Origin of the sequence: Microcoleus sp. AT9b-C3 (assembly GCF_036705485.1) — a bacterium.
Classification (GTDB): Bacteria; Cyanobacteriota; Cyanobacteriia; order Cyanobacteriales; family Microcoleaceae; genus Microcoleus.
Genome location: NZ_JAUBUR010000047.1, coordinates 1 through 24,779, shown reverse-complemented (window position 1 = coordinate 24,779; position 24,779 = coordinate 1). Strand labels below are relative to the sequence as shown.

At 46.5% G+C, this 24,779-nt stretch carries 20 protein-coding genes, 1 tRNA gene and 1 pseudogene; 7 read left to right on the top strand and 15 right to left on the bottom strand.

What is annotated here, in order from left to right:
* Nucleotides 1-12: 12 nt before the first annotated feature.
* A complete protein-coding gene (locus tag QUB77_RS27830) occupies nucleotides 13-702 on the top strand; it encodes a hypothetical protein (RefSeq protein ID WP_333179831.1) in 690 nt (229 codons plus the stop codon).
* 208 nt (nucleotides 703-910) lie between these two features.
* On the opposite strand, the gene QUB77_RS27825 is transcribed toward QUB77_RS27830, so the two are convergent.
* The 5 genes from QUB77_RS27825 to QUB77_RS27805 all read right to left on the bottom strand — a co-directional run bounded on the left by QUB77_RS27825 (nucleotide 911) and on the right by QUB77_RS27805 (nucleotide 6,633).
* Nucleotides 911-2,401 (bottom strand): DUF697 domain-containing protein, encoded by a 1,491-nt coding sequence (locus tag QUB77_RS27825; RefSeq protein WP_333179828.1) that lies wholly within the window; start codon nucleotides 2,399-2,401, stop codon nucleotides 911-913.
* A gap of 197 nt (nucleotides 2,402-2,598) precedes the next feature.
* A complete protein-coding gene (locus QUB77_RS27820; RefSeq protein WP_333179825.1) occupies nucleotides 2,599-4,047 on the bottom strand; it encodes a slr1306 family protein in 1,449 nt (482 codons plus the stop codon).
* A 250-nt stretch (nucleotides 4,048-4,297) separates the two neighbouring features.
* Complete coding sequence (locus QUB77_RS27815; RefSeq protein ID WP_333179823.1) at nucleotides 4,298-4,720, bottom strand: thioesterase family protein; 423 nt, start codon at nucleotides 4,718-4,720, stop codon at nucleotides 4,298-4,300.
* A 273-nt stretch (nucleotides 4,721-4,993) separates the two neighbouring features.
* Nucleotides 4,994-6,076 carry an ATP-dependent 6-phosphofructokinase gene (locus QUB77_RS27810; protein ID WP_333179821.1) on the bottom strand — a complete coding sequence of 361 codons (1,083 nt, stop codon included), beginning with the start codon at nucleotides 6,074-6,076 and terminating at the stop codon, nucleotides 4,994-4,996.
* A 314-nt stretch (nucleotides 6,077-6,390) separates the two neighbouring features.
* The gene (locus QUB77_RS27805) at nucleotides 6,391-6,633 is read right to left on the bottom strand and encodes a hypothetical protein (protein ID WP_190735043.1); all 243 of its coding nucleotides are present in this window, start codon (nucleotides 6,631-6,633) and stop codon (nucleotides 6,391-6,393) included.
* Nucleotides 6,634-6,770: 137 nt separating this feature from the next.
* Here QUB77_RS27805 and QUB77_RS27800 point away from each other — a divergent pair, with 137 nt between their 5' ends.
* Together QUB77_RS27800 and QUB77_RS27795 are read left to right on the top strand one after the other, a co-directional pair.
* The gene (locus QUB77_RS27800) at nucleotides 6,771-7,277 is read left to right on the top strand and encodes a hypothetical protein (protein ID WP_333179817.1); all 507 of its coding nucleotides are present in this window, start codon (nucleotides 6,771-6,773) and stop codon (nucleotides 7,275-7,277) included.
* A gap of 203 nt (nucleotides 7,278-7,480) precedes the next feature.
* Nucleotides 7,481-8,302: an FkbM family methyltransferase gene (locus QUB77_RS27795; protein ID WP_333179815.1), complete on the top strand. Its 822-nt coding sequence runs from the start codon at nucleotides 7,481-7,483 to the stop codon at nucleotides 8,300-8,302.
* An 861-nt stretch (nucleotides 8,303-9,163) separates the two neighbouring features.
* On the opposite strand, the gene xylB is transcribed toward QUB77_RS27795, so the two are convergent.
* From xylB to QUB77_RS27770, 6 genes and pseudogenes are all read right to left on the bottom strand, one after another.
* Nucleotides 9,164-10,609 (bottom strand): xylulokinase, encoded by a 1,446-nt coding sequence (xylB, locus tag QUB77_RS27790; protein WP_333179813.1) that lies wholly within the window; start codon nucleotides 10,607-10,609, stop codon nucleotides 9,164-9,166.
* A gap of 21 nt (nucleotides 10,610-10,630) precedes the next feature.
* Nucleotides 10,631-15,760, bottom strand: coding sequence for a PAS domain S-box protein (locus QUB77_RS27785; RefSeq protein WP_333179810.1), 5,130 nt, complete (start codon nucleotides 15,758-15,760; stop codon nucleotides 10,631-10,633).
* A gap of 511 nt (nucleotides 15,761-16,271) precedes the next feature.
* Nucleotides 16,272-16,424, bottom strand: a pseudogene (locus tag QUB77_RS31875) (mannitol dehydrogenase family protein); the annotation flags it as partial.
* Nucleotides 16,425-16,688: 264 nt separating this feature from the next.
* On the bottom strand, nucleotides 16,689-17,741 hold the full coding sequence (ygfZ, locus tag QUB77_RS27780; protein WP_333179807.1) for a CAF17-like 4Fe-4S cluster assembly/insertion protein YgfZ: 1,053 nt from the start codon (nucleotides 17,739-17,741) through the stop codon (nucleotides 16,689-16,691).
* Between the two features lie 102 nt (nucleotides 17,742-17,843).
* The gene (locus tag QUB77_RS27775; protein WP_333179804.1) at nucleotides 17,844-18,227 is read right to left on the bottom strand and encodes a hypothetical protein; all 384 of its coding nucleotides are present in this window, start codon (nucleotides 18,225-18,227) and stop codon (nucleotides 17,844-17,846) included.
* A 192-nt stretch (nucleotides 18,228-18,419) separates the two neighbouring features.
* Nucleotides 18,420-18,491 (bottom strand) — tRNA-Val (locus QUB77_RS27770).
* A gap of 72 nt (nucleotides 18,492-18,563) precedes the next feature.
* On the opposite strand from QUB77_RS27770, the gene QUB77_RS27765 reads away from it, so the two are divergent.
* A complete protein-coding gene (locus QUB77_RS27765) occupies nucleotides 18,564-19,193 on the top strand; it encodes a metal-binding protein (protein ID WP_333179801.1) in 630 nt (209 codons plus the stop codon).
* A 70-nt stretch (nucleotides 19,194-19,263) separates the two neighbouring features.
* Nucleotides 19,264-20,091, top strand: a complete 828-nt coding sequence (gene mazG / locus QUB77_RS27760; RefSeq protein WP_333179798.1) for a nucleoside triphosphate pyrophosphohydrolase — start codon at nucleotides 19,264-19,266, stop codon at nucleotides 20,089-20,091.
* A 108-nt stretch (nucleotides 20,092-20,199) separates the two neighbouring features.
* On the opposite strand, the gene QUB77_RS27755 is transcribed toward mazG, so the two are convergent.
* The 3 genes from QUB77_RS27755 to QUB77_RS27745 are packed head-to-tail and all read right to left on the bottom strand — an operon-like array spanning nucleotide 20,200 to nucleotide 21,441.
* Complete coding sequence (locus QUB77_RS27755) at nucleotides 20,200-20,601, bottom strand: XRE family transcriptional regulator (protein WP_333179795.1); 402 nt, start codon at nucleotides 20,599-20,601, stop codon at nucleotides 20,200-20,202.
* 32 nt (nucleotides 20,602-20,633) lie between these two features.
* Nucleotides 20,634-21,014: a helix-turn-helix domain-containing protein gene (locus tag QUB77_RS27750; RefSeq protein WP_333030075.1), complete on the bottom strand. Its 381-nt coding sequence runs from the start codon at nucleotides 21,012-21,014 to the stop codon at nucleotides 20,634-20,636.
* A gap of 25 nt (nucleotides 21,015-21,039) precedes the next feature.
* Nucleotides 21,040-21,441 carry a helix-turn-helix transcriptional regulator gene (locus QUB77_RS27745; protein WP_333108046.1) on the bottom strand — a complete coding sequence of 134 codons (402 nt, stop codon included), beginning with the start codon at nucleotides 21,439-21,441 and terminating at the stop codon, nucleotides 21,040-21,042.
* A 174-nt stretch (nucleotides 21,442-21,615) separates the two neighbouring features.
* Here QUB77_RS27745 and QUB77_RS27740 point away from each other — a divergent pair, with 174 nt between their 5' ends.
* The gene (locus tag QUB77_RS27740; protein WP_333179791.1) at nucleotides 21,616-21,999 is read left to right on the top strand and encodes a hypothetical protein; all 384 of its coding nucleotides are present in this window, start codon (nucleotides 21,616-21,618) and stop codon (nucleotides 21,997-21,999) included.
* A 127-nt stretch (nucleotides 22,000-22,126) separates the two neighbouring features.
* Here QUB77_RS27740 and QUB77_RS27735 read toward each other — a convergent pair whose 3' ends face one another.
* Nucleotides 22,127-22,612, bottom strand: a complete 486-nt coding sequence (locus tag QUB77_RS27735) for an allophycocyanin subunit alpha-B (RefSeq protein WP_293336342.1) — start codon at nucleotides 22,610-22,612, stop codon at nucleotides 22,127-22,129.
* 469 nt (nucleotides 22,613-23,081) lie between these two features.
* Between QUB77_RS27735 and rlmD the strand changes: the two genes are divergently transcribed.
* Nucleotides 23,082-24,494 carry a 23S rRNA (uracil(1939)-C(5))-methyltransferase RlmD gene (gene rlmD, locus QUB77_RS27730; protein WP_333179788.1) on the top strand — a complete coding sequence of 471 codons (1,413 nt, stop codon included), beginning with the start codon at nucleotides 23,082-23,084 and terminating at the stop codon, nucleotides 24,492-24,494.
* Nucleotides 24,495-24,779: the final 285 nt, after the last annotated feature.

Here is a 24,779-nt window from a genome sequence, read left to right as displayed (position 1 = left end):
GTGAATAATTCCATGCAATCATTCAAACAAGCCGGTTCGATTTTACTGTACGTTCTAGGTGCCTTTGGGTATGTGGCGATTGTAGCTACTATTGTAGGCGTTTCACTTCTCATCAAGTGGGCAGCTCTGCTACTGGCAGACAAATTATTATATACAATTCTAATTATCGGCGATTTGTTGAGGGGCATCGAAATTATTGAACTTTTAAATATATTGGTATTTGCTTTTATTGGTATGGGAGTGGGTGTGGCGACAAGGCTTCTACACCCTCAATACGGTCGCAAAATTAGTGCTGCTGTGTTGATAGTTATAGTTCCCTTAGTTTTCATGATTACGCCAGCCATTCGATATAATTCTTGGCTGGACAAAGTGGAAGAATCGGATAATTTATCGCCTTCGCAAACTGCAACCTTAACTAACTCATTTTTGAATAGAAAAGTAGGATTGCCTGGTTTTATCGGTTATTACGTATATACTGGTCAGTTTCCGGTTATTCCGACGAAACAATCGGAGATGAAAGACCTTGACAGTTTTGAAAAAAAAGTTAATTCCAGATTTGTACAGTTCACAGGTATTGCTCCGACTATTGTGTCTTGGTCAATGCGGGTTTGTTTTTGGCTAATTAGAATATTTTACTTTTCTATAGCGGTAATTGCGACGATCGCGCATTTTAGGGAAGGTGTTAGAATCGCGAGACGGTAAGACTATTTTCGATTTTCGATTTTTGATTTTCGATTAAAGAACTGGGAATCACTGATGACTATCGTGGTTTGGAACACGGGCCTACAGTTGCATTATTTTTTGACAATGGTATAAGAATAAAAGCAGTAGGGTGCGTCAGATCATAGCTCTTCGATTATTAAGAAATAACCATCTGCTGACGTACCCTACTCAACTACTAGGGCAATTTTTAATTGCCAATTTTAAACTCTTGCTGCAAGCGATCGATAATTGTATTACGCTCGATGGTGGCGAGAATTTCTTGAATTACCGTATCTTGTCCCAGGGGGCCCCAGGTGCAGCCTTTTTCTAAATAAACTTGGGCGGCACGACCGACAGCATAGGTTCCGTAAGCTGCTAAACTAGCTTGAGTGACAGCGACTCCGGCAAAAGTAGAAAAGCCGATGTGCGGGGCCGCAGCCGCCGCACTTTTGCCAAATCCCAACAGAAAACTGCTACCCAATTCTCCCAAAAGTACGCCGCCAGCACTGGAGAAAATAGTCTGCCAAAGTTTCCCGGCTTCGTAACCAGTCATGGGTAAGCCGTAAAGTCTGGATAAAGAGCGAATTAAAGCTAAATCTGCGACACTTGCTCCCATTACATCCAAGAATGCCACTGGATTTAAACCGACAGCCAAAGCTTTATATTTTGCAAATTGCCAGATTAAATCTTCGGCTTCTGTTTGGCGCAATTTGAGAACGTGACGGGCAATGTTTGCTTCGGCATCTCTAGCTTCAACTAAAGCATTTAAAGCGAGGAGCGATCGACCTTCTCTGTTAAGAATTGTAAGAATTTTATGTTTGAGTTCGTCTATCTGCGCGGGCGGCGACTCCCATTCGTTAGTGACTCTTCCGTCAGACCATTCCACCCGCACTTGCACCGGCGCGGGTTCGGCGGCTACCATGACTATTTCTAAAGATTTAGCAGTTTTAGGCGGTGATTTTGCGGTAGATTTATCGGAGGAGTTGTTTGGGCGATCGGACAAATTTTCGCTATCTGTTTGCTCTGTTAGCGCAGCGGCTGCTAACTCTTCAGAATTTCCCAGCGCTTGCAAACTTTGGTAAATAGCTTTTCTGTCTAATTCTGGATAAAGGTCAATTTTATTAAAAACTAAAATTACTGGTTTTTGAGCTGTTTGCAATTCGCACAGTGCTTGATATTCAGTTCGAGTGATATCCCCTGCAACGACAAACAGAATTAAGTCAGCTTGGCGAGTTACTTGTTTCGCCATTTCGCCGCGCACTTCGCCGCCAACTTCATCAAGTCCGGGAGTGTCAATTAATTCAACTTGCACCCCTCCTTTCCCCCCCTTGCCAAGGGGGGATTGGGGGGATTCCTCGCTGTCAAGGAAGGATAAAGGCACACTCCAGCGCACGGAACGCGGCCACTGAGTCACGCCGTTGAGAGGGCCTGTTTGCAGAATTTTGTGACCTAAAAGCGCGTTTAATACGGCTGACTTGCCACGGCTGACTAGGCCGAAAGTAGCAATGCGGATTATGTTGTGGTCTAGTTTTTCTGAGGTGGAAGTTAAGATATCTAACTGATATTGCAGCGCCGCTTCTAATTCTGTATTATTCGAGTTTTTTTTCCCTTGGCGCAGGTGGGAATAGCGCGCCAGGGCTTCGCGCAAACTGGCACGGGCTAGGGATAAGCGATTTTCTTGAAGGGAATTGTCAGCCATTGGCGATCGGCTTTTTTAAGCAGGTAGAATTGATCGTCGAATTATAAATCCTATTTCTTATTTTAATACAATTTTTCATAAATTTATAATTTTTTAGTGAGCAGTTTTCCAAAAAACATTGAACGGGCAAGATGCCCGTTCCACAATAACAAAAAATTTTTGTGGAACAGGCCGGAAAGCCTGTTCCTTTATTTTACTTAATTGGCCGCCGACTTAACGGTTTCGGGCCCAGATACCTGAGATGAAAGGCGACTCGCCACTTGGTTGACGAAAGATTGCAAGAAGGAAACTTGCTGACTTTGGGTAAATACTGCTTGCAAAGTTTTAGTCAACTGGGCGAGATTGAAAATGCCTGTGGCAGCATTTTCCAGTTCTTGACTTTGGAAATATTCAATTAAACTCAGTCCTGCTATTCTGGTAAAATATGCTGCACTAATTCCCTGCACCGCGCCTCCTGCTACATAGGTGACGGCATTGCTTTTCAGCAGTCCAGTAATAGTTTGGGTAGACAGTTCTACTAATCCCAATTTGAACATTTGATTAGCCAAAGTACCCGCTACTGTCTTAGCTTGGTCTAAGGAAAACTTTCGCTGGTAGATAGCGCCGAGATCGATTACGAGTTGGGTGCTGATGGCGGTTGTTGCTAGCAAGTCTAAAGCGGGAACCGGATTAGCAAACACGGTGGCTGCGGCGATGTACTGATATTGTTCGATAATGGGAATTGCCCGATCGCGCCTGACTGCATTTAATAAGGTTTTTGCCTCTAACTTGATACTTGCAGCCTCGCGCACCGCACTCGCCCACACCAACTGTTGTCGTTCTTCAGTTAAGATTTTAGTCAATCTTTCCGTCAGCGGGTCGAGTTGAGAGACTTGATTTTCGATGCGTTCTTGAACTGTGCCGTCCGCTTGGTGTTGGCGCACTTTAATAGATTTGGGAGAAGCTGCGATCGCAATTATATCTTCTGTCCCCAATATTCCTTGCATTTTCTGCTGCAAAGAGTGCAAAACCTGCGACTGCTGTTCTGGCAAATATTGGTCTAGTTTGTTCCAGACTAGCAGCACGCGCTGACCTGCTGCAGCTAGCTGAGATAATGTTTGAAATTCGGAATCTGTGATGTCGCCCGCTGTCACAAACAGCACTAAATCACCGCCGATTTTGGCATCGGTATTTGTATTAGCAAATAGCGGTGTTGTTTCTGGAAAACTCAGCTTGTGCGGGTGTTGAGATGCCCAATTAGAATTTAAAACTTGAATTAAGGCTGTTTTGCCAACAGCTTTGCCGCCCGTGACGGTAATCCGCAAATCTTCTCTGTCTAATTCGCTTCTGACCCGATCGAGCTTTGCTGTTAGATTAGCAGGATCGGCGGAGTTTTGAGCTTCTGAAGCCAGCAATTTAATGGCGGCTTCGGAGGTCGCGATCGCTTTTTCGGCTGCTTCCCGGTTCACCAGGGGTTCCGGGAGTGCGAGTTCCAGTTTGGGGGATTGTTGCTTCCACCACCAATACCCCGCACCGGCAGCCGCCAAGCCGATGAGTGCCGTTTCGCCCATTTCTGAACCCGAATGCTGTAGAGTTTCCAGCAGCCACAGCGCTGCTGAAAGTCCTATTCCGCCTATTAAAATCGGTCGCCGCAAGTTAAGTGTCATTTTTTCCTTCCTGTGGGTATTGTCACCAAGCTTAACCTTCGCGGGCTTGGCCTCCCTCCCTATATTCCATCGTACCTCTGTGACATCCAAACTGGCAGGCGGGCAATCCGACTTTTTGCCATCGGAATTTGCGGCCCCGGCGACAATCAACTTTTTCCACTTCTACAAACGGGGAATAGAGGACGGAAGTCCTCACTACAAACCCAGAGATTTTTACAGGATTTTGCAAATATAATAGTTGATTTTTTTTCTATGTTGGTAATGCTTGAGAGTGTGATTCAAAAATATCAATTATTTGTTTGGGAATTGCTCGCGGTCGCATGGTCGTAACTTCTACCCAAACCCAAAGCGCCTCGGCTTTTAACAATATTTCGTCACTTCCAAGTAAGCGAATTTCGTAGCGGCGGACGGCGCGCGGGCCGCGCAGTTGTTCGATCCAAGTTGATATCTCCAGTCGATCGCCTGCAGCGGCAGATCGCAAATAGTCAATCTCTATCCGCCGCATTACAAAGACGCCGCCCAGTTCCCGGTAGCGATCGAGTGTAAATCCCAAGTGTTCTAAATGTTCGATCGCAGCGTGTTCTAAATAATGCTGGTAGACAGCATTATTGACATGACCGAGGGCGTCCATTTCGTAATGGCGCACTCTAATTTGTGCAGTAAATGGTGTCAATTTCTCACCTTTCTACTTGGTGCGGTATTTTGTAGTTCCGAGCGCGATCGCACTCGATGTCGATACTCGCTCGGAACTAATTGCAAGGTACACTAATCATCGTTGAAACGCCACTACTTCCAGGTTAATATTAGTCGTGGAAGCACGGACGGTCAGCACCTTGGTTTTTTAAGCACAATACACGGGCTTAAAACCCTCAGTCTCGGTTAACCCAGTTTCGTGGTTCTGAGTGCGTCCCGGACTAAACCTTTGAGAAATCAAACGGGTAATTGTTTAGTCTCCCAGACAAATCCCTAAACCGCGGGCCGTTTTAACCAGAGTACCATTGAACTCTACAGGTCTGTATTTGGCGATCGCATCTTCCAGAGGAACGCTTACAACTTCCCGCTTTTGCCAAGATACCATGCAGTCGTATTTCTCTTCGGCAACTAAATCAACTGCTGCCACGCCAAAAGCCGAAGCAATTAATCTTTCTAGCGGTGAAGGAGTTCCCCCGCGTTGAGTATGTCCCAAAACGGTGACGCGAGTTTCTGCACCGCTACAGTCAGAAATTGTATCAGCTAAATACTGACCAATTCCGCCTAACCGACTTTGACCTAAGCGATTTGTGTGCATTACTAACTCGCCTTCTTCAGTGCGAACTGCCTCCGCTACTATAATTAAACAGTAGTTTTTTCCCCGGTCTTGGCGTTCTTGGATTTGGGCACAGATTTGGGAAATTTTGTAAGGGATTTCGGGAATCAGAATTATATCAGCTCCCCCAGAAATTCCGGCACTGATCGCAATATGTCCGGCATCGCGTCCCATGACTTCAACAATCATAACGCGACTGTGACTAGCCGCGGTAAAATGCAAGCGATCTAGTGCTTCAGTAGCAATATTGACAGCCGTATCAAAACCGATAGAACGCTCAGTAATTCCGACATCATTATCAATAGTTTTAGGAATAGCAACTAAATTCAAATTGCCTTGTAGAGCAATCTTCCTGAGAATGGCAAGACTGCCATCGCCACCAATGCCAATTAAGGCATCCAAACCTAGTTGGTGATAGCCTTCGATAATGTCCTCAGAACGATCGCGTAGACTCCCATCAGACATCGGGAAGGCAAAAGGGTTGCCCTCATTTGTCGTGCCTAGCATCGTACCGCCAATGGTGAGCCACGAGTCTACTTTCTCAATATCCAAGGGAATTGCTTGAGGGGGACGACTCATCAATCCCTTGGTAGCTTGACGAATGCCCATCACTTTCCAATTGTAAGTTCCCGTTGCGCGGTGGACAACGGCTCGGATAACTGCGTTTAAGCCTGCACAGTCACCCCCGCTGGTGAGGATACCGATACATTTTTGTTCTCCCATAATTAATGCCCGACTTTTGTTACTCAGAACATGACTTGATTTTTTTAGATCGCGATCGTCCAATCCTTATTTCCGACCTAAATAAGTAGGCGAAAATAAACTTTACCCTGTAACAGAATGTAAAGCTATCATAACTTTTGTGATTGCTTTCATAAGAGATAGCTTATTCAGGGAGCTTTTCACTCACTTTTGACTACTTATGTATTTTCAAGCTTCATCGACCTAATGGAGTGCCTCATCTCTGACGCATCCCACAAGTTCGATCGCCAACTTGCGTAGCATCGCCAATCACCGTCTCCCACAAAACATCAATTTTACTTCGGATTGAGCCGTTTAGAAACTTGGTTAATTATACCGCTGAGAATAGCACCGCCCATAAGAATTCCGAGGGCGGGATTAAATACGGGCTGCCAGAGACTGTACCACAAATCAAAACCGAGATTCACCCCTGTCGATCGACCTGCTACTGCGATCGCAAACCACGCAAAACTGGCAAAGACGAAAAATACATCAGCTACTAAAATCAAGTTGAGAAAGTTAAGAAATTTATCTTTCATTGTCGAGGGTTCCTTTTGAGTGTATATGTGTCAAGTTTTGGCAAGCGGTTGGTAATGGAGCGGATCGATCGCTGCAACTGGCGATCGAATAAAGATAAAATATCATTCAATTGTTTTCGCGCACAGGCTGTCAAAATATGGTTCGCTATACACTTCCTCAAAGCCCCGAAATTATTTTAACTGTCAAAGGGAAAGATTCAGCCAAAGCCCGGGAAGAAGCGATGGATCGGCTGATGGATCTCATGGATGAGGGCAAGCTGCCTACGGAACTCGTGGAGGGATTTGGGCCCAAGCAGTTTGTTGAAGTTAAGGATATCGAAGATGCTGCGTCTGACGGCGAGGACGCGATTACTGAAGCCGTCCAGATTTTGAGCAATTTGGCAAGTCTCAAATTGAAAGTGATGGAATCCCGCGAAGAAGCACTCAAAATCCGGGCGGCGATCGACATTTTGTTTTCAGATGAGGCTGTGACTGCCGAGGAAATTGGTCGTTTGAAAGATGGTTTCAAGGTTCTCAAAAACTTCGCTCAAGCTAATGTCCGCTATCGGGAAGCTAGAAGTAAAGCCGAAGAAGCACGGGCAATTCTCGACGAAGCTTTGCAATCTGTAGAACCGGAAAACAAGGCGCAGAAATCCGCGAAGTAAAGACAAGAATTACACCCAAATTCTATTTGTGGGGTGCGCATTGCGCACCTTACTCTATCTGTAGGGTGCGCAGTTCGCACTACACCCAAATTCTATCTGTAGGCTGCGCACTGCGCACCTTACTCTATCTGTAGGCTGCGCAGTGCGCACCTTACTTGCACAGGTACCTCAAGCACGATCGCCTTATTGAAAGCAGGATAAATATGATGAGCCAACAACAAACAGGAATTCTCAGAAACTCGATGTCAGGCAGCTTGCTGCTGGCTAAAAAGTTAGGTTTTGAACCAAAAACTGTGATTGATGTCGGTGCGGCCTTGGGAACTTTTAACCTTTACGAAAGTTTTCCCAATTCGCGACATTTGCTAATTGAACCAATCGCCGAAAATGAACCTTATCTCGCCAAAATTTGCCGCAAGCTAAAAAGTGCAGAATACATTATTGCAGCCGCGAGCAAAGAATCGGGAGTTTTCACCCTCAACGTCAGTCCCGGTATGGTGCATTCTTCACTTTCTGAAAATCGAGTTACTGACAGCAGCGATCCTTATTTGAGAAAAATACCAGCAATTACCCTGGATGGAATATGCAGGGAAAGAAATTTGCCAGGCCCGTATTTAATTAAAGTTGATGTAGACGGACAGGAAGTAGATGTTTTAGCAGGAGCAACTGAGATTTTGCAGCAGACTGAATATGTAATTGTAGAAGTTACTTTGTTCGGTCAGATGTATGATGTAATGAGTTTTATGAAGTCCCAAGGATTCGCAGCTTACGATATTGTTGATTTGTCATATCGCCCACTTGATTCAGCTTTGTGGCAAGTTGACATGGCTTTTGTTAAGGAATCGGGTCAATTCAGAAGAGAGAGGGGTTTCGCGACAGGAGAGCAGGATATCGAAGCACTTAACTCGCATCTCAAAGCTTATCGGGAAAGTTTCATCAAATACATTGACACTCATTACAGCGACCCAGTAGAGCCGGAACCACAGGTCACTCAAGCTGTTGTGGGCGAAGATTATGTCATCATTTAACTCAAGTTGCTTCCATCTGATACCAAATCCCGGCCATTGGTAACAAGTTAAGCTAAAAAAAGCATTTGTCAATCAGCAATTATGCTCAACATTTACTCTGATTTGGCGCCCAAAACTGAGATTTAGGCGATCGTGCGATCGTGCCGAGGGTGATACTTATACCTACTCCCTCTCAAATCGTAAATTTTCCACTCCTAAAACAGCAGTTTTTTTGAGTAATATTACTGATTGACAAATCCAATTAAGTCTTAACTTGTCACCAATGAATCCCGGCCGCACTTCGCACGCTTATTTAATCAATTCTCAACATCTAAAAAACTGGTTTTCTAAATGCTGCTATTCTCGTCTATAAGCTGGCAATCTGCTGTATATTCTGCCAGCCTTTTCATGTTGCAGGAGATTTATTGGTAAGATTTTTACAGGCTCTGAGAATTGACATTTCTCAAAGTTATGTTCAAAAATAATTTTTCTTTTGTTTTCTCCGTTAACTTCTCTGTAAGCAGAAACTTTAAAATCTCCTTCAAGTTTCAGCACATAGTAGATAGAGCTAAGAGCGGTATTTTTAGTATAAAATAGTTCGTCAAAGGAATTGAAGTAAGAATTTGAGGATACAATACCACCCTGACTTAAGACAACTTTTTTTCATCTTCCTGGTAGTTTATAGATGCAGATTCATTACAGTCTATGTATAAATCAGAAGCATCGGCTGATTTGGGCAGATTTATTCCACTTACTATATTGATGTAATATGTACCTACTAGGTTAGTAAATTTTCTTATTTGATTTGACTGATATTAAGCAATCTTAGCTTAAGAATAATTTGTAGATAGCTTCTAGCACGTCCTCTTTGAGGCATAGCTCCTATCCGATTTTTTTAAGTCGTGGATAAAGCGATTGATATCGCATCCAAGCCTCTTCTAGGGTTGGATCAACTGATTGCGGACTTGCAGCAAGCGTTGGTGCGGCTACCATTTTGATGGTGTCATTAGCATCTGCGTATACACCAATTCCGATACCCGCCAGTAGAGCAGCACCACGCGCGGAAGCAGCAGGAACTGTAGTTGCATAGAGAGGTATTCTCAATACATCAGTCAGTAATTGTTTCCAAGGCATTTCTGCCGTTCCACCGCCTGCTAAACGCAGTTCTGTGGCTTTAAAACCTGTTGCCTCAAGTGCGTCAAAACCTTGTCGCAAGCCAAAAGCAACTCCCTCTAAAGCTGCCCTCATCAGGTGTGCCTGTGTGTGATGCAGTCCCAGCCCCACCCATGCCCCACGTACATAGGGGTCGAGGTGTGGAGTTCGCTCACCCGTGAGGTATGGCAAAAATGTCAATCCTTCACATCCTGGGGGAACAGAAAACGCTTTAGTATAGACTTCCTGCCAGCTCAAGCCGAGGATACCTCGCACCCACTCAAGCGCTAACCCCGCATTTTGCATGGCTGCAAGGGTGTACCACTGGTTAGGTATGGCGGCTCGATATAGATGTGTGCGACCATGACGATCGATAATTGGTTGCGATCGAGGTGTAATGATTTGAGCGCCTGTGCCGATCGTTAGTTGAACCAATCCAGGCTCTAGTAGTCCGTTACCAAGTGCCGCCGCTGCCGTATCCGCAGCACCAGCAATAACCGGTAAGCCAACTCTTAAGGCAAGATGCTCTGAAGCAACAGTTGTTAGGTAGCCAGCGATCGCACTTGAGGGGATAATTTTTGGTAACCAATCACCACGTAGATTCAGCGCCCCAATTGCTTCCCCAGCCCAGTTGTCCGACACAACATCGTACAGCAAAGTACCGCTAGCATCAGATGGTTCGGTTGCAACTTCTCCAGTCAGCCGTAACCGCAGCCAATCTTTTGGCTGGAGTGCCCAACGGGCTTCGGTGTAGACAGTAGCCTCGTGTTCTCGTAGCCACAACAAAGTTGGGCCCGCCATTCCCGCCGTAATCGGGTTGCCCAATCGCTCTAGAATAGCGGCATCGATCGAATGATAAGTGTTAAGCGTGGCACTAGAGCGAGTATCTGCCCAGAGGATAGCAGGGCGCAGAGGCTGACCCGACTCCGAAGCTAGGACAACACCGTGCATTTGCCCTGAAAGTGCGATCGCCCCTACTTGGTCAGCATGATTTCCCACTGCCTTCCTAACAGCCGAGGCAACAGCTAACCACCAATCTTCTGGCTCCGACTCAGCCCATCCAGGTTGGGGTGCATGAACAGGATAGGATGTTGATGCTTCACCTATAGTGGTTCCGTCTGTCGCTAGGAGCAATGCCTTAGCAGAGCCTGTTCCTAAATCTATTCCAAGCAGCATGATAGCTAGTCCTCAAATTATTCAGTGTCTTAGCAAACGGTCAATAGCTTTTACCAATTCATCAGGTTCGACAGGCTTCGAGATATGGATCTGAAATCCGGCAGCTAAGGCTTGCTGCTGATCGATCTCTCCAGCATAGGCAGTAAGTGCGATCGCAGGAATCGTGCCTCCCTGTTGGGGTGACCACTTTCTAATTTGCCGAATCAGGGCATAACCATCCATCTCTGGCATCCCAATGTCACATAACAGCAGATCCGGGACAGATTGATTCAGGAGGGTCAACGCCTGTACACCGGAAGCGGCTGTCGTAACTTGTGCGCCAGATTGCATCAGGGTGAATGCTGCCAACTCCCGCATATCTGCATCGTCGTCCACAACCAAGACCTGAACACCTGCCAAATCTGTGGCACTTTCTGGATGTTTGTCATCACAAGAGGGTTCCGCCTCTAGGATGTTTAACGGTAGCCGGATGGTAAATGTAGCCCCTAAGTTCTGTCCTAAGCTATCTGCTTGAACGGTTCCTCCATGCAGTTCGGTAAAATGACGGACGATCGCTAGTCCCAATCCCAATCCGCCAAATTGTCGAGTCGTTGTGCCATCTTCTTGACGGAAGTAGTCAAACACATGAGGTAAGAAGTCTCGTCTGATGCCTTTGCCAGTATCTTTGACTTGAATCTGAGCATACATACCAACCTGCGCTAGTTGCACCTCGACTCGTCCTCCGGTTGGGGTGAACTTCACGGCATTGGAGAGGAGGTTCCAGACTACTTGTTGGAGGCGATTAGCATCGCCTGAAACGGTTCCTGAAATAGGATTAAATGTGGTCTGGATTTGAATGTGTTTGGCTTCGGCTGCCAGTCGTACCGTTTCCCGTGCAGCCTCAATCATTGCCGCTAGATTCACAGGAGCGACGTTTAACGTCATTTTTCCTTGCAGAATGCGCGAGACATCCAACAAGTCCTCAATTAATTGGGCTTGCAGCTTGGCGTTACGTTCGATCGTTTCCAGCGCTTGCTGGGTTTTTGTGGTATCTAGTCGCCCAGTTCGTAGCAATTTTGTCCAGCCCAGAATCGGATTGAGGGGCGATCGCAACTCGTGGGACAATACTGCTAAAAATTCGTCTTTAATCCGGTTAGCCGCTTCTGCTTTTGCGCGATCGCGTTGAGCCTGCCGGTACAAGTGAGCATTGTCGATCGCCAAAGAAGCACGACGAGCCAATTCCTCTGCCAGTTGCAAATCTGCTGAGGTATACCGTCGTCCCGATTCGGCTGAGATAAAGGAAATGACCCCTAGAATTCGTGCCTGAGTTCGTAATGGCACCGTCATTACCGATTGGAATCCAACTTGCCGCAGAATCTCTAAATGCTCTGAGTCACGCGCTGCCTGTACCAATAGTTCATCGGGAATCTCCGGCACGAAATCAGATTGCCCAGTTCGCAAGGTGTATGCAGCGCCCCGATCGTCATCCGGGTTCAGAGGATACTTGTCTCTAATCTGATATGCCCATGAAAGCTTGGCAGGGTCGATGTGAGCAACCGCAATCTGCTCGATCGAACCATCTTCCTCAACGATGTGAACCGTACACCAGTCGGCTAATTCCGGTACTGTAAGCTGCGCGACTCGCTCTAGAGTCGTTTGATAATCGAGTGAGGAGGCAAGCACTGCACTCGCCTCAGAGAGAAAGCGTTGGGCATCTTCTATATGCACCCGTTCCGTCACATCTACCACATAGACTAAAACACGTTCGATCTGACCATTTGAGTTAACTGTCGGAAGATAGTAAACGTTGTAGTAACCAGGATGGCGATCCCTGCGTCCAGGAGTCTTCACCGCAAAGTTGGTTGAAATAAAAGGATTGCCTGTAGCGTAGATATGATTAAAGACTTCAACTAATTCGGGATCGATTTGACCAAAAAGTTCTGGAATTGAAGAGCCTAAGTGTTGTTCGCGGGTTAATCCATTAATTTCTGCTAATGCTTCGTTGAGGGCAATAAATCGCTGCTTTTCATCTAACAAAGCAAGCCCAATGGGTGAGGTTTCAAAGATGGTTTCCAGTTGGCGCTGTGCGGTTTCTGCTTCGGAGCGTGCTAGGCGCTCGCGTTCTAACAATTGTTCTCGTTCTTGTTCTGCTTGCTTGCGATCCGTCACATCCAGCACCAGCGATAACACCGAAATCATCCGTCCCGATTCGTCCCTGAGACTGGAGTTATACCACTCGCAATGCACAAGGTTGCGATCTTTGGTGTAATTGCGGTTGTATGAAAAAATATGGGGTTCTTCACCATAGACCAGCCGTTGACAGACTTCAGTCACCGATTCAAGGTCTTCCTCAAAAACAAAAGGTATCTCAGTTAAAGATTGGCCTAAAATTTCTTCGGCTTTCCAGCCCAAAATGCGCTCTGCACCAGCAGACCAGCGAATGATTTGAAAGTCTCGATTCCATTCAACGACTGCCATTGGAGAGTTTTCAACATGGAAGTTGAGCTTTTGTAGGGCTTGACGCAGGGCCTCTTCCGCTTGCTTGCGTTCTGTGATATCAATGACAACTCCGATCGAGTGCTTGGGATTTCCCTGAACATCATAAGTAAACTTTCCTCTCGCTTCCACCCAGTGAAGGGAGCCATCTGACCAACGCAGGCGATATTCATGGTGATACTCTTTCTTTTCAGCTATGGCTTGCTCAAATTTCGCGTCAGCTTCTGCTAGGTCATCGGGATGAACCCGACTTGCCCAAACCTCATAGCCCGGTTCGCATTCATTCGGTTGTAGACCCAGGACGGTGAAGTGGCCTTCTGACCAAAGCAATGAATCGGTCTGTATGTCCCACTCCCAGGTTCCCATGCGTCCCACCTTCAGAGCGAGTTGCAGGTGAGCTTCACTTTCTCGCAATTCCGCTTCTGCCCGCGATCGCTCTACCGCTAGCCAGGTTTTTTCGGCAATGCGCTCCATCAGTGCCACCTCTTCCTTTGTCCAGCGGCGAACAGAGACATGGTGCAACACCAACAATGCAACAAATCGCCCTTCTTTCACTAAGGGAACACACAGGAGAGATTTGGTTTGAATTGCGTCAAAGGTAGCAGCCCCCGCTCCGGCAGTCCGAGGATCGGCATGGACATCATCTACGACAATAGTTTTGCCCTGCTTTAATTCAGCAATAAGTTCAGAGCCAAACGAATCCATGTGATGGCTACCCACAATGCTGATTACACCATTGCAATAATCGCGATCGACTCGGACGTATTCCTGAGTAGAATCAATTTCACCGTAGCTACAGCGAGTGACACTAAAGTGTTCTCCTGTGCCACAAACCACCTGCCACATAATTTCCTTCGAGTCTGGAATGGCACGAATCGCGTCATTCAATTCAATTAAAAACTGCTGCTGTCGTTCTTTTTCCTGTAGCTCTTCGAGCAGTTTTTCAATTTGTTGCCTTGCCCGCACCTGAGCTGTCACTTCAATGTTATAAACCAACACGCCCTGAATGGTTTCCTCAGTATCCCGCCAAGGCGCAAAGATGCAGTTGAAAAATCCCTCTTCCAACACACCATTGCTGTTTCGATCCCAGTAAGCAACCGACTCATTTCCAATGAACGGTTCTCCTGTCCGGTAAACGCGATCGAACGCGTCAAAGTAAATTTGTCCCTTTAGCTCTGGGAAAACGTCCCGCATTGATTTCCCGATCATGTCTGAACTGCGCCCAGCCACTTGCAGATAGGTTGGATTCGCAAATTCATACACAAGATCGGGACCTTTCAAAATGCCAATCATGGCAGGCAATTGCATCAGGATTTCATACAACCGCTTGCGTTCAGTTTCTGCTTCGAGTCGGGCAGTTTGTTCTCGTTTTAAAAGGCGATCGCGCTCTGCTTCCATTTGTTTGCGCTCTGTAATATCAACCGAAACGCCAATCATGCGAACTCCCCGTCCGGTTTCATCCAGATCAACTTGTCCCTGGCTATTGAGCCAGCGCACAACGCCGTCTGGACTAATGACCCGATACTCCTGCACGTAGGACTGTTCTCCAGCAATTGCCCCTTGGGTCGCTTGCATCATCCGTTGTCGATCGTCTGGATGAATGAGCGCAAAAAACTCTTCTCCTGTGCCTTTGTGAACACCCCAAACGTCTAGAGCATTGGTAGAACACAGGATCTGATTGGTCTGCAAATCCATATCCCAGACAAACATCTGCGCTGCTGCAACTGCTAACTGCAGGCGTTCTTCGCTCTCTCGTAATGCCTGTTCAACCTGTTTGTAATCGGTCACATCACGAGTAATCCCCAGTACCGTTTCTACGGAGCCATCAGGAGCAAATTCAGGGACAATACGCGACTGATACCATCGAATACCATAAGAAGTCGGAAACTTAAATTCAATCGTCTGTTCGGAGCCTGTTGCAAAGACTTGCCGCCAACTGTCATGCCAAACGCGATAGATGTCTTCTGGGATTCCTAGCTCGGCATTAGTCTTGCCAAGAAATTGCTCTGATGGAATACCTGTTGCCAGCTCTACAGAAGGGCTGACATAAAGATGGCGAAACTCTGCATCAATTCGGGTAATAATATCCGGGGCATTTTCAGCCAGCATTTTGAACTGTTGCTCTCGCTGCTGCAGTTCTAATTCCAAGCGTTTGCGCTCTGTCACATCCCGAAAATAAACCGCTACACCCTCCGCAGAGGGATAGGCATTCGCCTCTAACCAACGCTGAACCGGCTCCCCAAATTCTTCCCAGGAAACAGGAACCTGTTCCATCACTGCCCGATTTAGTTCCCGATAGGCAATTCCACCGACTAACTCAGGAAAAACCTCGTTCCAAACGTGCTTTCCCAGTAGCTCTTCTGGCGTTTTGTGCAGGATTTTAGCCGCTGCCTGATTCACGTAAGTGTAGCGCCAATCGCGATCGAAGGCAACAAAAGCATCCGTAATGCTTTCAAGAATCGTTGCCACCTTGCGCTCAGTTTCTTGGGCAGGGAACAAATGTTCGCATTCAAGAGTGCGGGCAAAGTTTTCAATGACTTCAGAGCGAGAAATTCCTCGCCTGTGAGCCTCTTTACCTAGCGATCGCCATGCTGTATTAGTCAGAGATACGCTCACTCGTTGTTTCGTCTCCGATTTCCAATTGCTAACAAATTTGCCTGTGGCGTCGCGCTTCATGAATATTTATCCGTAGGCATACACGGTCTTCTCTATTCAACCTGAGTTAGTTGATCAGGAGAATCCGCCTTAAGATAGATGCTTTGAGCAGAGGGAAGATAGGAAAGAATGACTTCAATAAATATTGCGCTGTACTGGCTGCTGAATTTCTCTTTGCACTCGTAGACATAAAGCTGGGCTAGACGGGAGAATCCCACGGCTTTAACGTAGTGCAGCCGTGGCAGTGTCCAATAAGTTTCCTGACGGAGGCGGATGGTGCCTACGACAATCGGGCTAGCGTTGCTTTAGCACCGAACTCATGCAAACTACGCAACTGGTCAGCAACAGTCTCGACGAAACGTGGTGAGTGTACTAAATCTCCAAAAATTTCCGATAGCTTGAGTAATAGTCTGGGATCTCATTCACTCAAACTGGCGCGTTGAGTGAGGATGTCTGCTAATGGGTCATCAAGGGGAATAGGTTGCCATTGTCGATCGTGACTATTGATGTATCTACTTCAAGCAGCAATCGTCTAACTTAAGTAATCGATCGCACCTTCAAGTTGTAATTTATCGCGGAGCGAGCCCAAAACAAACTTAGGAATTTTACCCGATCCATTCAGGCTAAAGCGCGGAAGCCGAGCGCGAATTTTCGGACGGGAAAACCATTCAATTAAAGTTTTTTTATAATCGTCTAAAAATCTGCACTCTTCCTACAGCAAAGATTATTCCTACTCGCAGGCAAATTGTAATTAAGCGCGATGTAAACTTTTTCACTGAAAAACTCTGTTGTTTCTGTGACGAGTGTAATGCAGAATTATTGCTTTTGTTTGTTTTCAACTCTATATAAATATAGGAATTAGTGTCAATTTATTACGTTAAAATTCACCTAAATCAACCTCAACAAAAAAGTTTTGGGCGCTGCGACGCCAACAGGCGATCGATCGCAACTATGAGAGCAAGAAAGGTACATTTACTACTTCCCCTGACACCGCTCCGACTTGCACTTTTAATCCTTCGCCGCCCGCTTTTGTGCGGATGTAAGCAAGACCAAAAAAGCCGGATTCAGTTTCTGTAAAACTGGTGAGTTTGCCGACTTTTTCCTCTCCAATAGTGACGGCTGTTCCGGGTTCAACCGCACCGCTCAACTTCACGCCCCAAAGTTCCTGTTTGACTCCTTTGTAGGTGTTCAACCGGGCAATTGTTTCTTGACCGATATAGCAGCCTTTGTCATAGGTAATCGTGTGTAAAAGACGGGCTTCTAGGGGATTGTAATCATCTGTGAGTTCAAAATCGGGTGCGGGGCGTCCTTGTTCGATTCGCAGTTGTTCCCAAACTCGATCGCCCATCGGTACGGCCCCAGCTTTGACTAATTCCTTCCACAATTTCGCTGCATCGCAAGCTTGCGCAATTAACGTGTATCCGGGAGTTGCTAAACCGCTACCAACCGCAACTCGGACTTCCATACCTGCAAAATTTATCAATTTGTGAGTAGCGTAAGGTTGATTTTCGAGTTCGGTAACTCCGATTTTTTCTAGTAGTTGAGTGCTTTCGGGACCGAGGAAACTGAAAGCAACAGTTGTATCGGTTAAATCTGTTAACTCGACGCGATCCATTGGGAAAATATAGCGATCGAGCAATTCCAGCAGTTGGCGGCGGCGGTTGGCTGAAACTAACAGCAGTACGGCATCTTCTGTCGCGTAAGCGGTGGCGAGGTCGATCGTCCGGGCGGTGGAAGTCACGAAAACGGTGTCGCAACCTTGACCGGGTTTGAGTATATTGAAGTTATTGGTACTTTGATTGTGCAAGAAGCGCAGGCGATCGCTGTCTGAGATTTGAATGCGTCCCCAGTGAGTGCGATCGTACAAAGCCAAACTTTTTTTAGTTGCTGCGATTACTTCTGCGTCGTTACCAAAACTCACTGGCACAATTTCTTTGGTTGTTAACTCTGCAAAAGTAGCACCCGCCGCTGCTTGAATGTCGTGCAATTCTTGAATTAGCATAAAATTTTATTGACTGTTGACTGTTGACTGTTGACTGTTGACTGTTGACTGTTGACTGTTGACTGTTGACTGTTGACTGTTGACTGTCAACTGACAACTGACTTATTTGCCCAAATTGGCGAATATTTCTTTTATTAATTGACTGGCTTTGGCATCAAGACGATTCCAATCTACATCGCCAGTGTCCTCCTCAATCAAGCTAGTATCAATTACGACTTCCTGGCTTTGCAGTTGAGAGTGGGCGGGCTGGTAGTTAACAAAGCAGACTCGATAGCAAAGTTCCCAAATATCGACGCATCTTTGCTCGCCTTGAAGCTCTAAAATTAGTTGATAGCCCGGAATTGGAATCTGCACTTCTTGATAAGTGCCCGTCCAGACAGACTCCTCTAATTGTTTGCGGATGTTGTCGAGCACTCGGATCATGGCTGGCTGCATGAGCAGTTCAGCTTGCTGCCACGCGATCGGGCTGGTTATTTTAGGCTTCATATACAGGGTTCTAAAAAAGAAAATCAATAAATTAATTTTCTAGCATTGGGTGCCAACTTTTGAGACATCCGCCACAGAATGTTAAATTTAGTCGTTACCAAATTCAAAAGTCAGCCGTCAACAGCAAAAGTTAAAGCCGTTCTCGGCTTGACGGCTAAAAACGGCTGAAACTGTTGATATTGAGTTATCGGATGGGTAATGTAGGATTTGAACCTACGGCATCCTGCGTGTAAAGCAGGCGCTCTACCACTGAGCTAATCACCCAATTGCACTCACCGGGATTTATCATATCACAGTAACTCAGAAAGATCAAGTAAAAAAAATCCTAAACTTTAAATGCCCTCTGGCCGCACCCACGATCAAATAACCATGTGGAGTTTGCCCTTCGTGGCAGCCCTCACCTTTGGCCAGACGAGCAGCAGCAATCTGACTTTGCTCGTTTCCGGCAGCTTCTTATTCGGCGGGCTGATGTTTGGCCCCGACTTGGATATCTACTCTTGCCAGTATCAGCGCTGGGGATGGTTCAAGGCGATTTGGCTCCCGTACCAAAAAAGCCTGCGCCACCGCTCTTTTTTGTCCCACGGCCCTCTCATCGGCACTGCTTTGCGAATCTTGTACCTCGCTATCTGGATCGCGGTTCTCGCAATGTTGGGATTGGCAATTGCCCAAAAAGTCGGGAACTTAGGCGGGAATTTGCAGGATGTGGTTTTGAGTTATGGGCGATCGATCTGGGAACACCGCATCGAAATTTTAGCCGTTTACATCGGTCTAGAATTGGGCGCTATGAGCCACTATCTCAGCGATTGGGGCGGCTCGGCTTACAAAAGATTCAAAAAGAAAGGATTGAGCGGGTTGCGCCCTCCTAAGACAATTAAGAGGCCCAAAATCAAAGCTCCCACTCGCACATCTAGCAAATCCCTAGCAGAAGGAAGGAGGAAGAAGGAAGAAGGAAGAAGGAAGAAGTAATAAAATCAATGGTTGGAGCCATTAACAACGTTATAACCGTCTTGGCGGTTGATATAAAAGGTAAATTATTATGTCTAATTCTGAAAGTCGATCGCTCACAGCACTCAAAGAACTTATAGAAGTAGTGGCTAAATTGCGCTCGCCAGACGGCGGATGTCCTTGGGATTTAGCCCAAACTCCCCAAACTCTAGTTCCTCACATCATAGAAGAAGCTTATGAAACCGCCGACGCGATTCGCAAAGGAGATAAAGATGCGATCGTCGAAGAATTGGGTGACTTACTGTTACAGGTAATTCTGCAAGCTCAAATTGCCAGCGAATCCAATCAATTTACTTTCGCCGAAATCGCTGCGGGCATTACAGAAAAACTAATTCGGCGGCATCCCCACGTCTTCGGCGATGTCGAACTCAACAGCGTGGATGAAGTCAACGAAAACTGGGAAAAAATCAAAGCTGCTGAAAAAGGCACGACTTCGGAAAAGCCAGCAACTTTAGCCTCGAAAATGAGCCGTTATGCCAGCACTTTGCCGCCGATCGCCGCCGGGATGAAAATCTCTCAAAAAGCTGCGGAAGTGAGTTTTGATTGGGACAGCGTAGAGGGCGTTTGGGAGAAATTTCACGAAGAAATGGCCGAATTTGAACACGCTCTCAAAAATGAGGATAAGGCAGCGCAGCAGTCAGAATTGGGAGATATTATGTTTGTGTTGATTCAATTAGCTCGCTGGTACGATTTAGATCCGTCGGCTGCTTTGCAAGGAACAAACGATCGCTTCGTGCAGCGGTTTGCGAAGGTAGAGGCTGCGTGCGATCGACCTTTGTCAGATTATGCGCCAGAAGAGTTAGAATCTCTGTGGCAGCAAGCCAAAGCTTTAATAGCTAAACAAAAGGGCGATCGGTAATCAATCACCGCAGATAAACACAGATAAAATCCTATCCGCGTTCATCTGCGTTCATCTATTGACATCTGCGGTTAAAAACTCCCAATCTAACTAAATATCAGCAATCAACTACTCATAAAGCTTCGCGTCATTGTACGGCGGATGTTCGCAAGCGATATAAAGCGCATTTGTCGGTTCCAGGGCTTCCCCAGTCACCGGATCGATCGGCTTGAGGACAAAGCATAACAGAGAGAGCGATCGCCAATCCAAACTTTCTAACTTCCCGCGTTCTTCGCGACTAACAGTAGCATTACTAATACCGACATCTTTTGGTACAGGATCTCCGGCTGTCCGAAACAGAGCGGCCTCGTATTCTTTTGTGACCATTTCTGTTTCAATAATTGACCAGCCCCGAATCTCTCTAGCTGCTTTCAGAAGTTTGCCCAATCTACCGCGTCCCGTATCCGTAAATCGCACAGGGCCCAGTTTTTCCCGATCGACGACAGCCTTAAAGTCAAGAAATCCCGGCATTTTACAGAGCCAATTTAACTATTATGTCAATCCTACGCCTCGACGTTTGGGTTCCAAAATTCAGTTCCGATCAACAGTAAGTCTTCTAGAGTAACCAACCGCTTTTCAACCGGGTGAACTGGTTCGAGAACATCGAGGAACAGCCACAAAAGATCGGGTGCAGGCTTGTTGTAATAGCCATTTTCGATTCTCGAAATGCCTGCAATGCTGACCCCCAAAACTTTCGGCAAAGGCTCTCCCCCTAGATTATAAAATTGAGCCTCATGCTGCTTGGTCTTTTCGCTCAGTTCGTGAACGCTCCACCCCCTAGCTTCCCGCCACGATCGCAGGAATTTACCCAACCGCCGCAGCCCGGTATCAGTAAATCTCCGTCTCAAGTATTCTTTTTCTCGCCTAGCTTCTGCTACAACCATCAGTCATCACCTATCTGCAAATAATCTAGTCGTAGAGCTTCGCATCGTTGTATGGAGGATGTTCGCACGCGATGTAAAGCGCATTTGTCGGTTCCAGGGCCTCTCCTGTCACCGGGTCGATCGGCTTGAGGACAAAGCATAACAGACTGAGCGATCGCCAATCCAAATTATCCAGCTTCCCACGTTCGTAACGGTTGACTGTTGCGGCACTGATACCCACATCTTTGGGTACAGGTTGATTTGTCGCTGTGAACAGTGCCTCTTCGTACCCCCTTGTTTTGAACTGTGTTTCGCTAACAGACCAACCTATTGTCTGTCTTGCAGCCTTTAACATCTTGCCCAAACGCATCCGCCCCGTCTCCGTGAAGCGAACGGGACGCAATTCCTGCCGATTGTCTACCACAGCGTTGTTAGAGAGTGCTGACATTTTTTCCACCTACATTAACTCTCAAACTAGCACAGCATCAATGATTGAGGGTTGTACGAGCAACATCTGAGTTTCCATTAAATTTTGTTGCACAAGTGAGATAAGAATCTGATATAGAGTAAGATGTAATTGAGTCTAAACAGAACTTGCCTCTCAAGCCCTGAGTATACAGCCATGACAGCACTATTTCGTCGCATCCAACCATCGAAAAAGCTCCGCATCACCGTCAGGTCGATCGCCCAACTGCTCAAAATCAGCCAAAATCAAATTAAGCGAGTCGAATCTTGGGCTTTCGTGGTTTTCGTGCATCGGCGGGACAGAGGCGGACAATTTATCTCGTACCGCAGGCTGGAAGAATGGCAAAATGCGATCGCCCATCACATCCAAACCTGCCCCACCCTTGGAGAACTCTCGCAGCTCAAAACATTCATTCACTACGACAGCCGGAAATTCAAAAAACAATCCCTCCAAAAAACACTTGACTTTTTAAATCAAATGTGTATTGAAAGACAAGACGAAATCAACATCTGGGAAAGCTTAAACTGCATTGCTTCCTAGCAGAAATTAGGCAGATTTCCTGTCCCAAAACAGAAGCGAAACATTTGCGAGCAACTGCGAGATAAAATCACCCCAAAAATCACCCGCGAATGCTCCGCCACATTCAAGAAAGCAATCACCAAAGCAATTAAGACATTGCTTGAGCGATATAATCAAAATAAGGAGCTGCTTCCTTAGCATCATCCTGATTGAGCAAAGCCAAAGAAGCTTCCTTCAAACAGCGGATAGCTTCGACCATGCCAGGAACAGGAACGCCGAGAGAATTATACATTTCCCGAACGCCAATCAAACCGATGCTTTCGATCGGCTCCTTGTCACCCGCCAAGATACCGTAGGTAATCAGGCGCAAGTACCAGCCGTAGTCACGCAGACACAAAGCCCGTTCGCGCTGGCCGTAAGCATTGCCCCCAGGAGAGATAAAATCAGGTCGTTTTTTCCAGAGTTTTTTACTAGCTTCTTCAACAATTTTCTTCTCACTGTCAGACAGCGCAGTAGCAATACGCACCCGCTGTTCTCCGGTTTTAAAGAAATCATTGATACTTTGGAGTTCGCCGGTACTGGGATAACGAAGTTCGTCGTCGGCTTGGAGAATAAATTGGCTAACTACGCTCATTGTTATTCAAATTTGAGGATAACATTAATAAACATTCCCATCTGTTGGCGACGGGATTCTTGGTTCGCAGACTCGCCTTGCTCCTAACATTTATCAATCCTAGAAGTAGAGGGTAAATCTCCCCAAGCGTTATGCTTGATGTTCAAGCCAGTTTCCTTGTGTTCCAAGGTACTGCGGGAAAAACTCAAAAACTGCGAGTGAGAGTTTGGATGTCGGCAGACAGTTTGACTGTTTAACGAGTTTTTGCTACATCGCCCCAACAGCCTATCGCACCGACGGGATCGAGGCAACTCGCGACAAGCTTGACTCCCCGGTTGAAGCTTGGCTTTAGCAGCAAGACGTTCAGCAGCAGGAAGACCGCCTGCAATTGAGCTTGAGTGCGATGGCTTACGCCCCGCTTCGCTACGACTTATCTCAGGAAAGAGAGAGCGATATTGCATTACCATATTAAATCCTACCATGACTACTTGTGACCAAATCTAAATTCCCCACCCCAAACTCGACGAAATTGGCAAACCCTTGCCAGCAAGGTCAACTGATTGAGATAGAGATTACCGACTTGAGTGACACCGGCGACGGAGTTGGTCGTTTTGGTGAGTTAGTGGTGTTTGTGCCCGATACCGTGACGGGCGATCGAGTCCTTGTCCGCCTCGTGCAAGTCAAATCCACCTATGCTACAGGCAAGCTGGACACACTTCTGGAAGCCTCCGAACACCGCATCCGAGCTAACTGCATTGTCGCCGACAAGTGCGGTGGCTGTCAGTGGCAGCATGTAAATTATCCATATCAGCTTGCAGCCAAGCAAAATCAAATCATTCAAGCCTTAGAAAGGATTGGCGGATTTAGCAATCTGCAAGTTGATGAAATTTTAACGGGAAAAATTGAGGGATTTCCTCAATTTTTGGGATACCGCAACAAAGCGACTTATCCCGTCGCAATATCTGCAACAAATCAAGTCCAAGCAGGTTACTATCAAAAAAGCACCCACAAATTAGTTAATCTCAATCAGTGTCCGGTGCAAGATCCGCGCCTCAATCCTTTGTTAAAAGAAGTCAAAGAAGACATCCACTGGCGGGATTGGCAAGTCTACGACGAAAAGAAACATACAGGAGAATTGCGTCATTTGTCCTTGCGAATCGGACGGCGCACCGGCGAGATGCTGCTAACTTTAATAGTTCGCACTGGAGAGTTGCCGGGAATCGAAGAGCAAGCATCAGAGTGGTTGAAACAATATCCTCAACTGGCAGGGGTTTGTTTGAATATAAATCCCGCTCAAACTAATGTGATTTTTGGTGCCGAAACTCGCTGTATTGCGGGTCGTTCTTATCTGCGAGAAAGCTTTGCTGGTTTGAATTTTCAGCTAAGGGCTGATACTTTTTTTCAGGTCAATACAGAGGCTGCTGAAGCTTTGTTAGAGGTGATTGTAGGGGAATTGAATTTGCATGGGAACGAGGTTTTGGTTGATGCTTACTGTGGCATTGGTACTTTTACTTTACCCCTGGCAAAACAAGTAAAAATAGCGATAGGTTTAGAAGTGCAACCTGCGGCGATCGAACAAGCCCGATTAAATGGTGAGTTAAATGACGTGAGAAATGTCGATTTTCAGGCGGGAACTGTAGAGAGTTTGCTGCCTTCCTTGGGATTGACACCGGATATTCTGCTGCTAGATCCGCCGAGGAAAGGGTGCGATCGCGCGGTTTTGGAAGCTATCAAGGAAATCAAACCAAATCGCATTGTTTATGTTAGCTGCAAGCCTGCTACTTTGGCTCGCGACCTCAAGATTTTGTGCGAAAATGGGGATTATAAGTTAGCGCGAGTGCAGCCTGCGGATTTCTTTCCTCAGACTTCTCATGTTGAGTGTGTGGCTTTTTTGGTCAGGTGAATGAAAGGGCGATCGGTTTTTTGGAATGAAAGGGCGATCGCCCTAAGCTACCGGGCGGGCAACTTTCGACTTTGACAGTCATGCCTACTTGGTTGATCATTATAAAACTGCACATGTGGCTAAAGAAGCTGATAGCATCAAAGCCTTGTGGAGTAAGGAATGTACGGAGAGGGTGGGATTTGAACCCACGTTAGAGTTACCCCTAAAGTAGATTTCGAGTCTGCCTATTCGAGAGCGCTAGCCCTTGCCGAATAAGAATTCTACGAAACTCGACTCAAATAGATG

Bases quoted from the DNA above. Each gene is read 5' to 3' on its own strand.
- QUB77_RS27830 (WP_333179831.1), top strand. From the start codon at position 13: ATGCAATCATTCAAACAAGCCGGTTCGATTTTACTGTACGTTCTAGGT.
- QUB77_RS27825 (WP_333179828.1), bottom strand. From the start codon at position 2,401: ATGGCTGACAATTCCCTTCAAGAAAATCGCTTATCCCTAGCCCGTGCC.
- QUB77_RS27820 (WP_333179825.1), bottom strand. From the start codon at position 4,047: ATGACACTTAACTTGCGGCGACCGATTTTAATAGGCGGAATAGGACTT.
- QUB77_RS27810 (WP_333179821.1), bottom strand. From the start codon at position 6,076: ATGGGAGAACAAAAATGTATCGGTATCCTCACCAGCGGGGGTGACTGT.
- QUB77_RS27805 (WP_190735043.1), bottom strand. From the start codon at position 6,633: ATGAAAGATAAATTTCTTAACTTTCTCAACTTGATTTTAGTAGCTGAT.
- QUB77_RS27800 (WP_333179817.1), top strand. From the start codon at position 6,771: ATGGTTCGCTATACACTTCCTCAAAGCCCCGAAATTATTTTAACTGTC.
- QUB77_RS27795 (WP_333179815.1), top strand. From the start codon at position 7,481: ATGATGAGCCAACAACAAACAGGAATTCTCAGAAACTCGATGTCAGGC.
- xylB (WP_333179813.1), bottom strand. From the start codon at position 10,609: ATGCTGCTTGGAATAGATTTAGGAACAGGCTCTGCTAAGGCATTGCTC.
- QUB77_RS27785 (WP_333179810.1), bottom strand. From the start codon at position 15,760: ATGAAGCGCGACGCCACAGGCAAATTTGTTAGCAATTGGAAATCGGAG.
- ygfZ (WP_333179807.1), bottom strand. From the start codon at position 17,741: ATGCTAATTCAAGAATTGCACGACATTCAAGCAGCGGCGGGTGCTACT.
- QUB77_RS27775 (WP_333179804.1), bottom strand. From the start codon at position 18,227: ATGAAGCCTAAAATAACCAGCCCGATCGCGTGGCAGCAAGCTGAACTG.
- QUB77_RS27765 (WP_333179801.1), top strand. From the start codon at position 18,564: ATGCCCTCTGGCCGCACCCACGATCAAATAACCATGTGGAGTTTGCCC.
- mazG (WP_333179798.1), top strand. From the start codon at position 19,264: ATGTCTAATTCTGAAAGTCGATCGCTCACAGCACTCAAAGAACTTATA.
- QUB77_RS27755 (WP_333179795.1), bottom strand. From the start codon at position 20,601: ATGCCGGGATTTCTTGACTTTAAGGCTGTCGTCGATCGGGAAAAACTG.
- QUB77_RS27750 (WP_333030075.1), bottom strand. From the start codon at position 21,014: ATGGTTGTAGCAGAAGCTAGGCGAGAAAAAGAATACTTGAGACGGAGA.
- QUB77_RS27745 (WP_333108046.1), bottom strand. From the start codon at position 21,441: ATGTCAGCACTCTCTAACAACGCTGTGGTAGACAATCGGCAGGAATTG.
- QUB77_RS27740 (WP_333179791.1), top strand. From the start codon at position 21,616: ATGACAGCACTATTTCGTCGCATCCAACCATCGAAAAAGCTCCGCATC.
- QUB77_RS27735 (WP_293336342.1), bottom strand. From the start codon at position 22,612: ATGAGCGTAGTTAGCCAATTTATTCTCCAAGCCGACGACGAACTTCGT.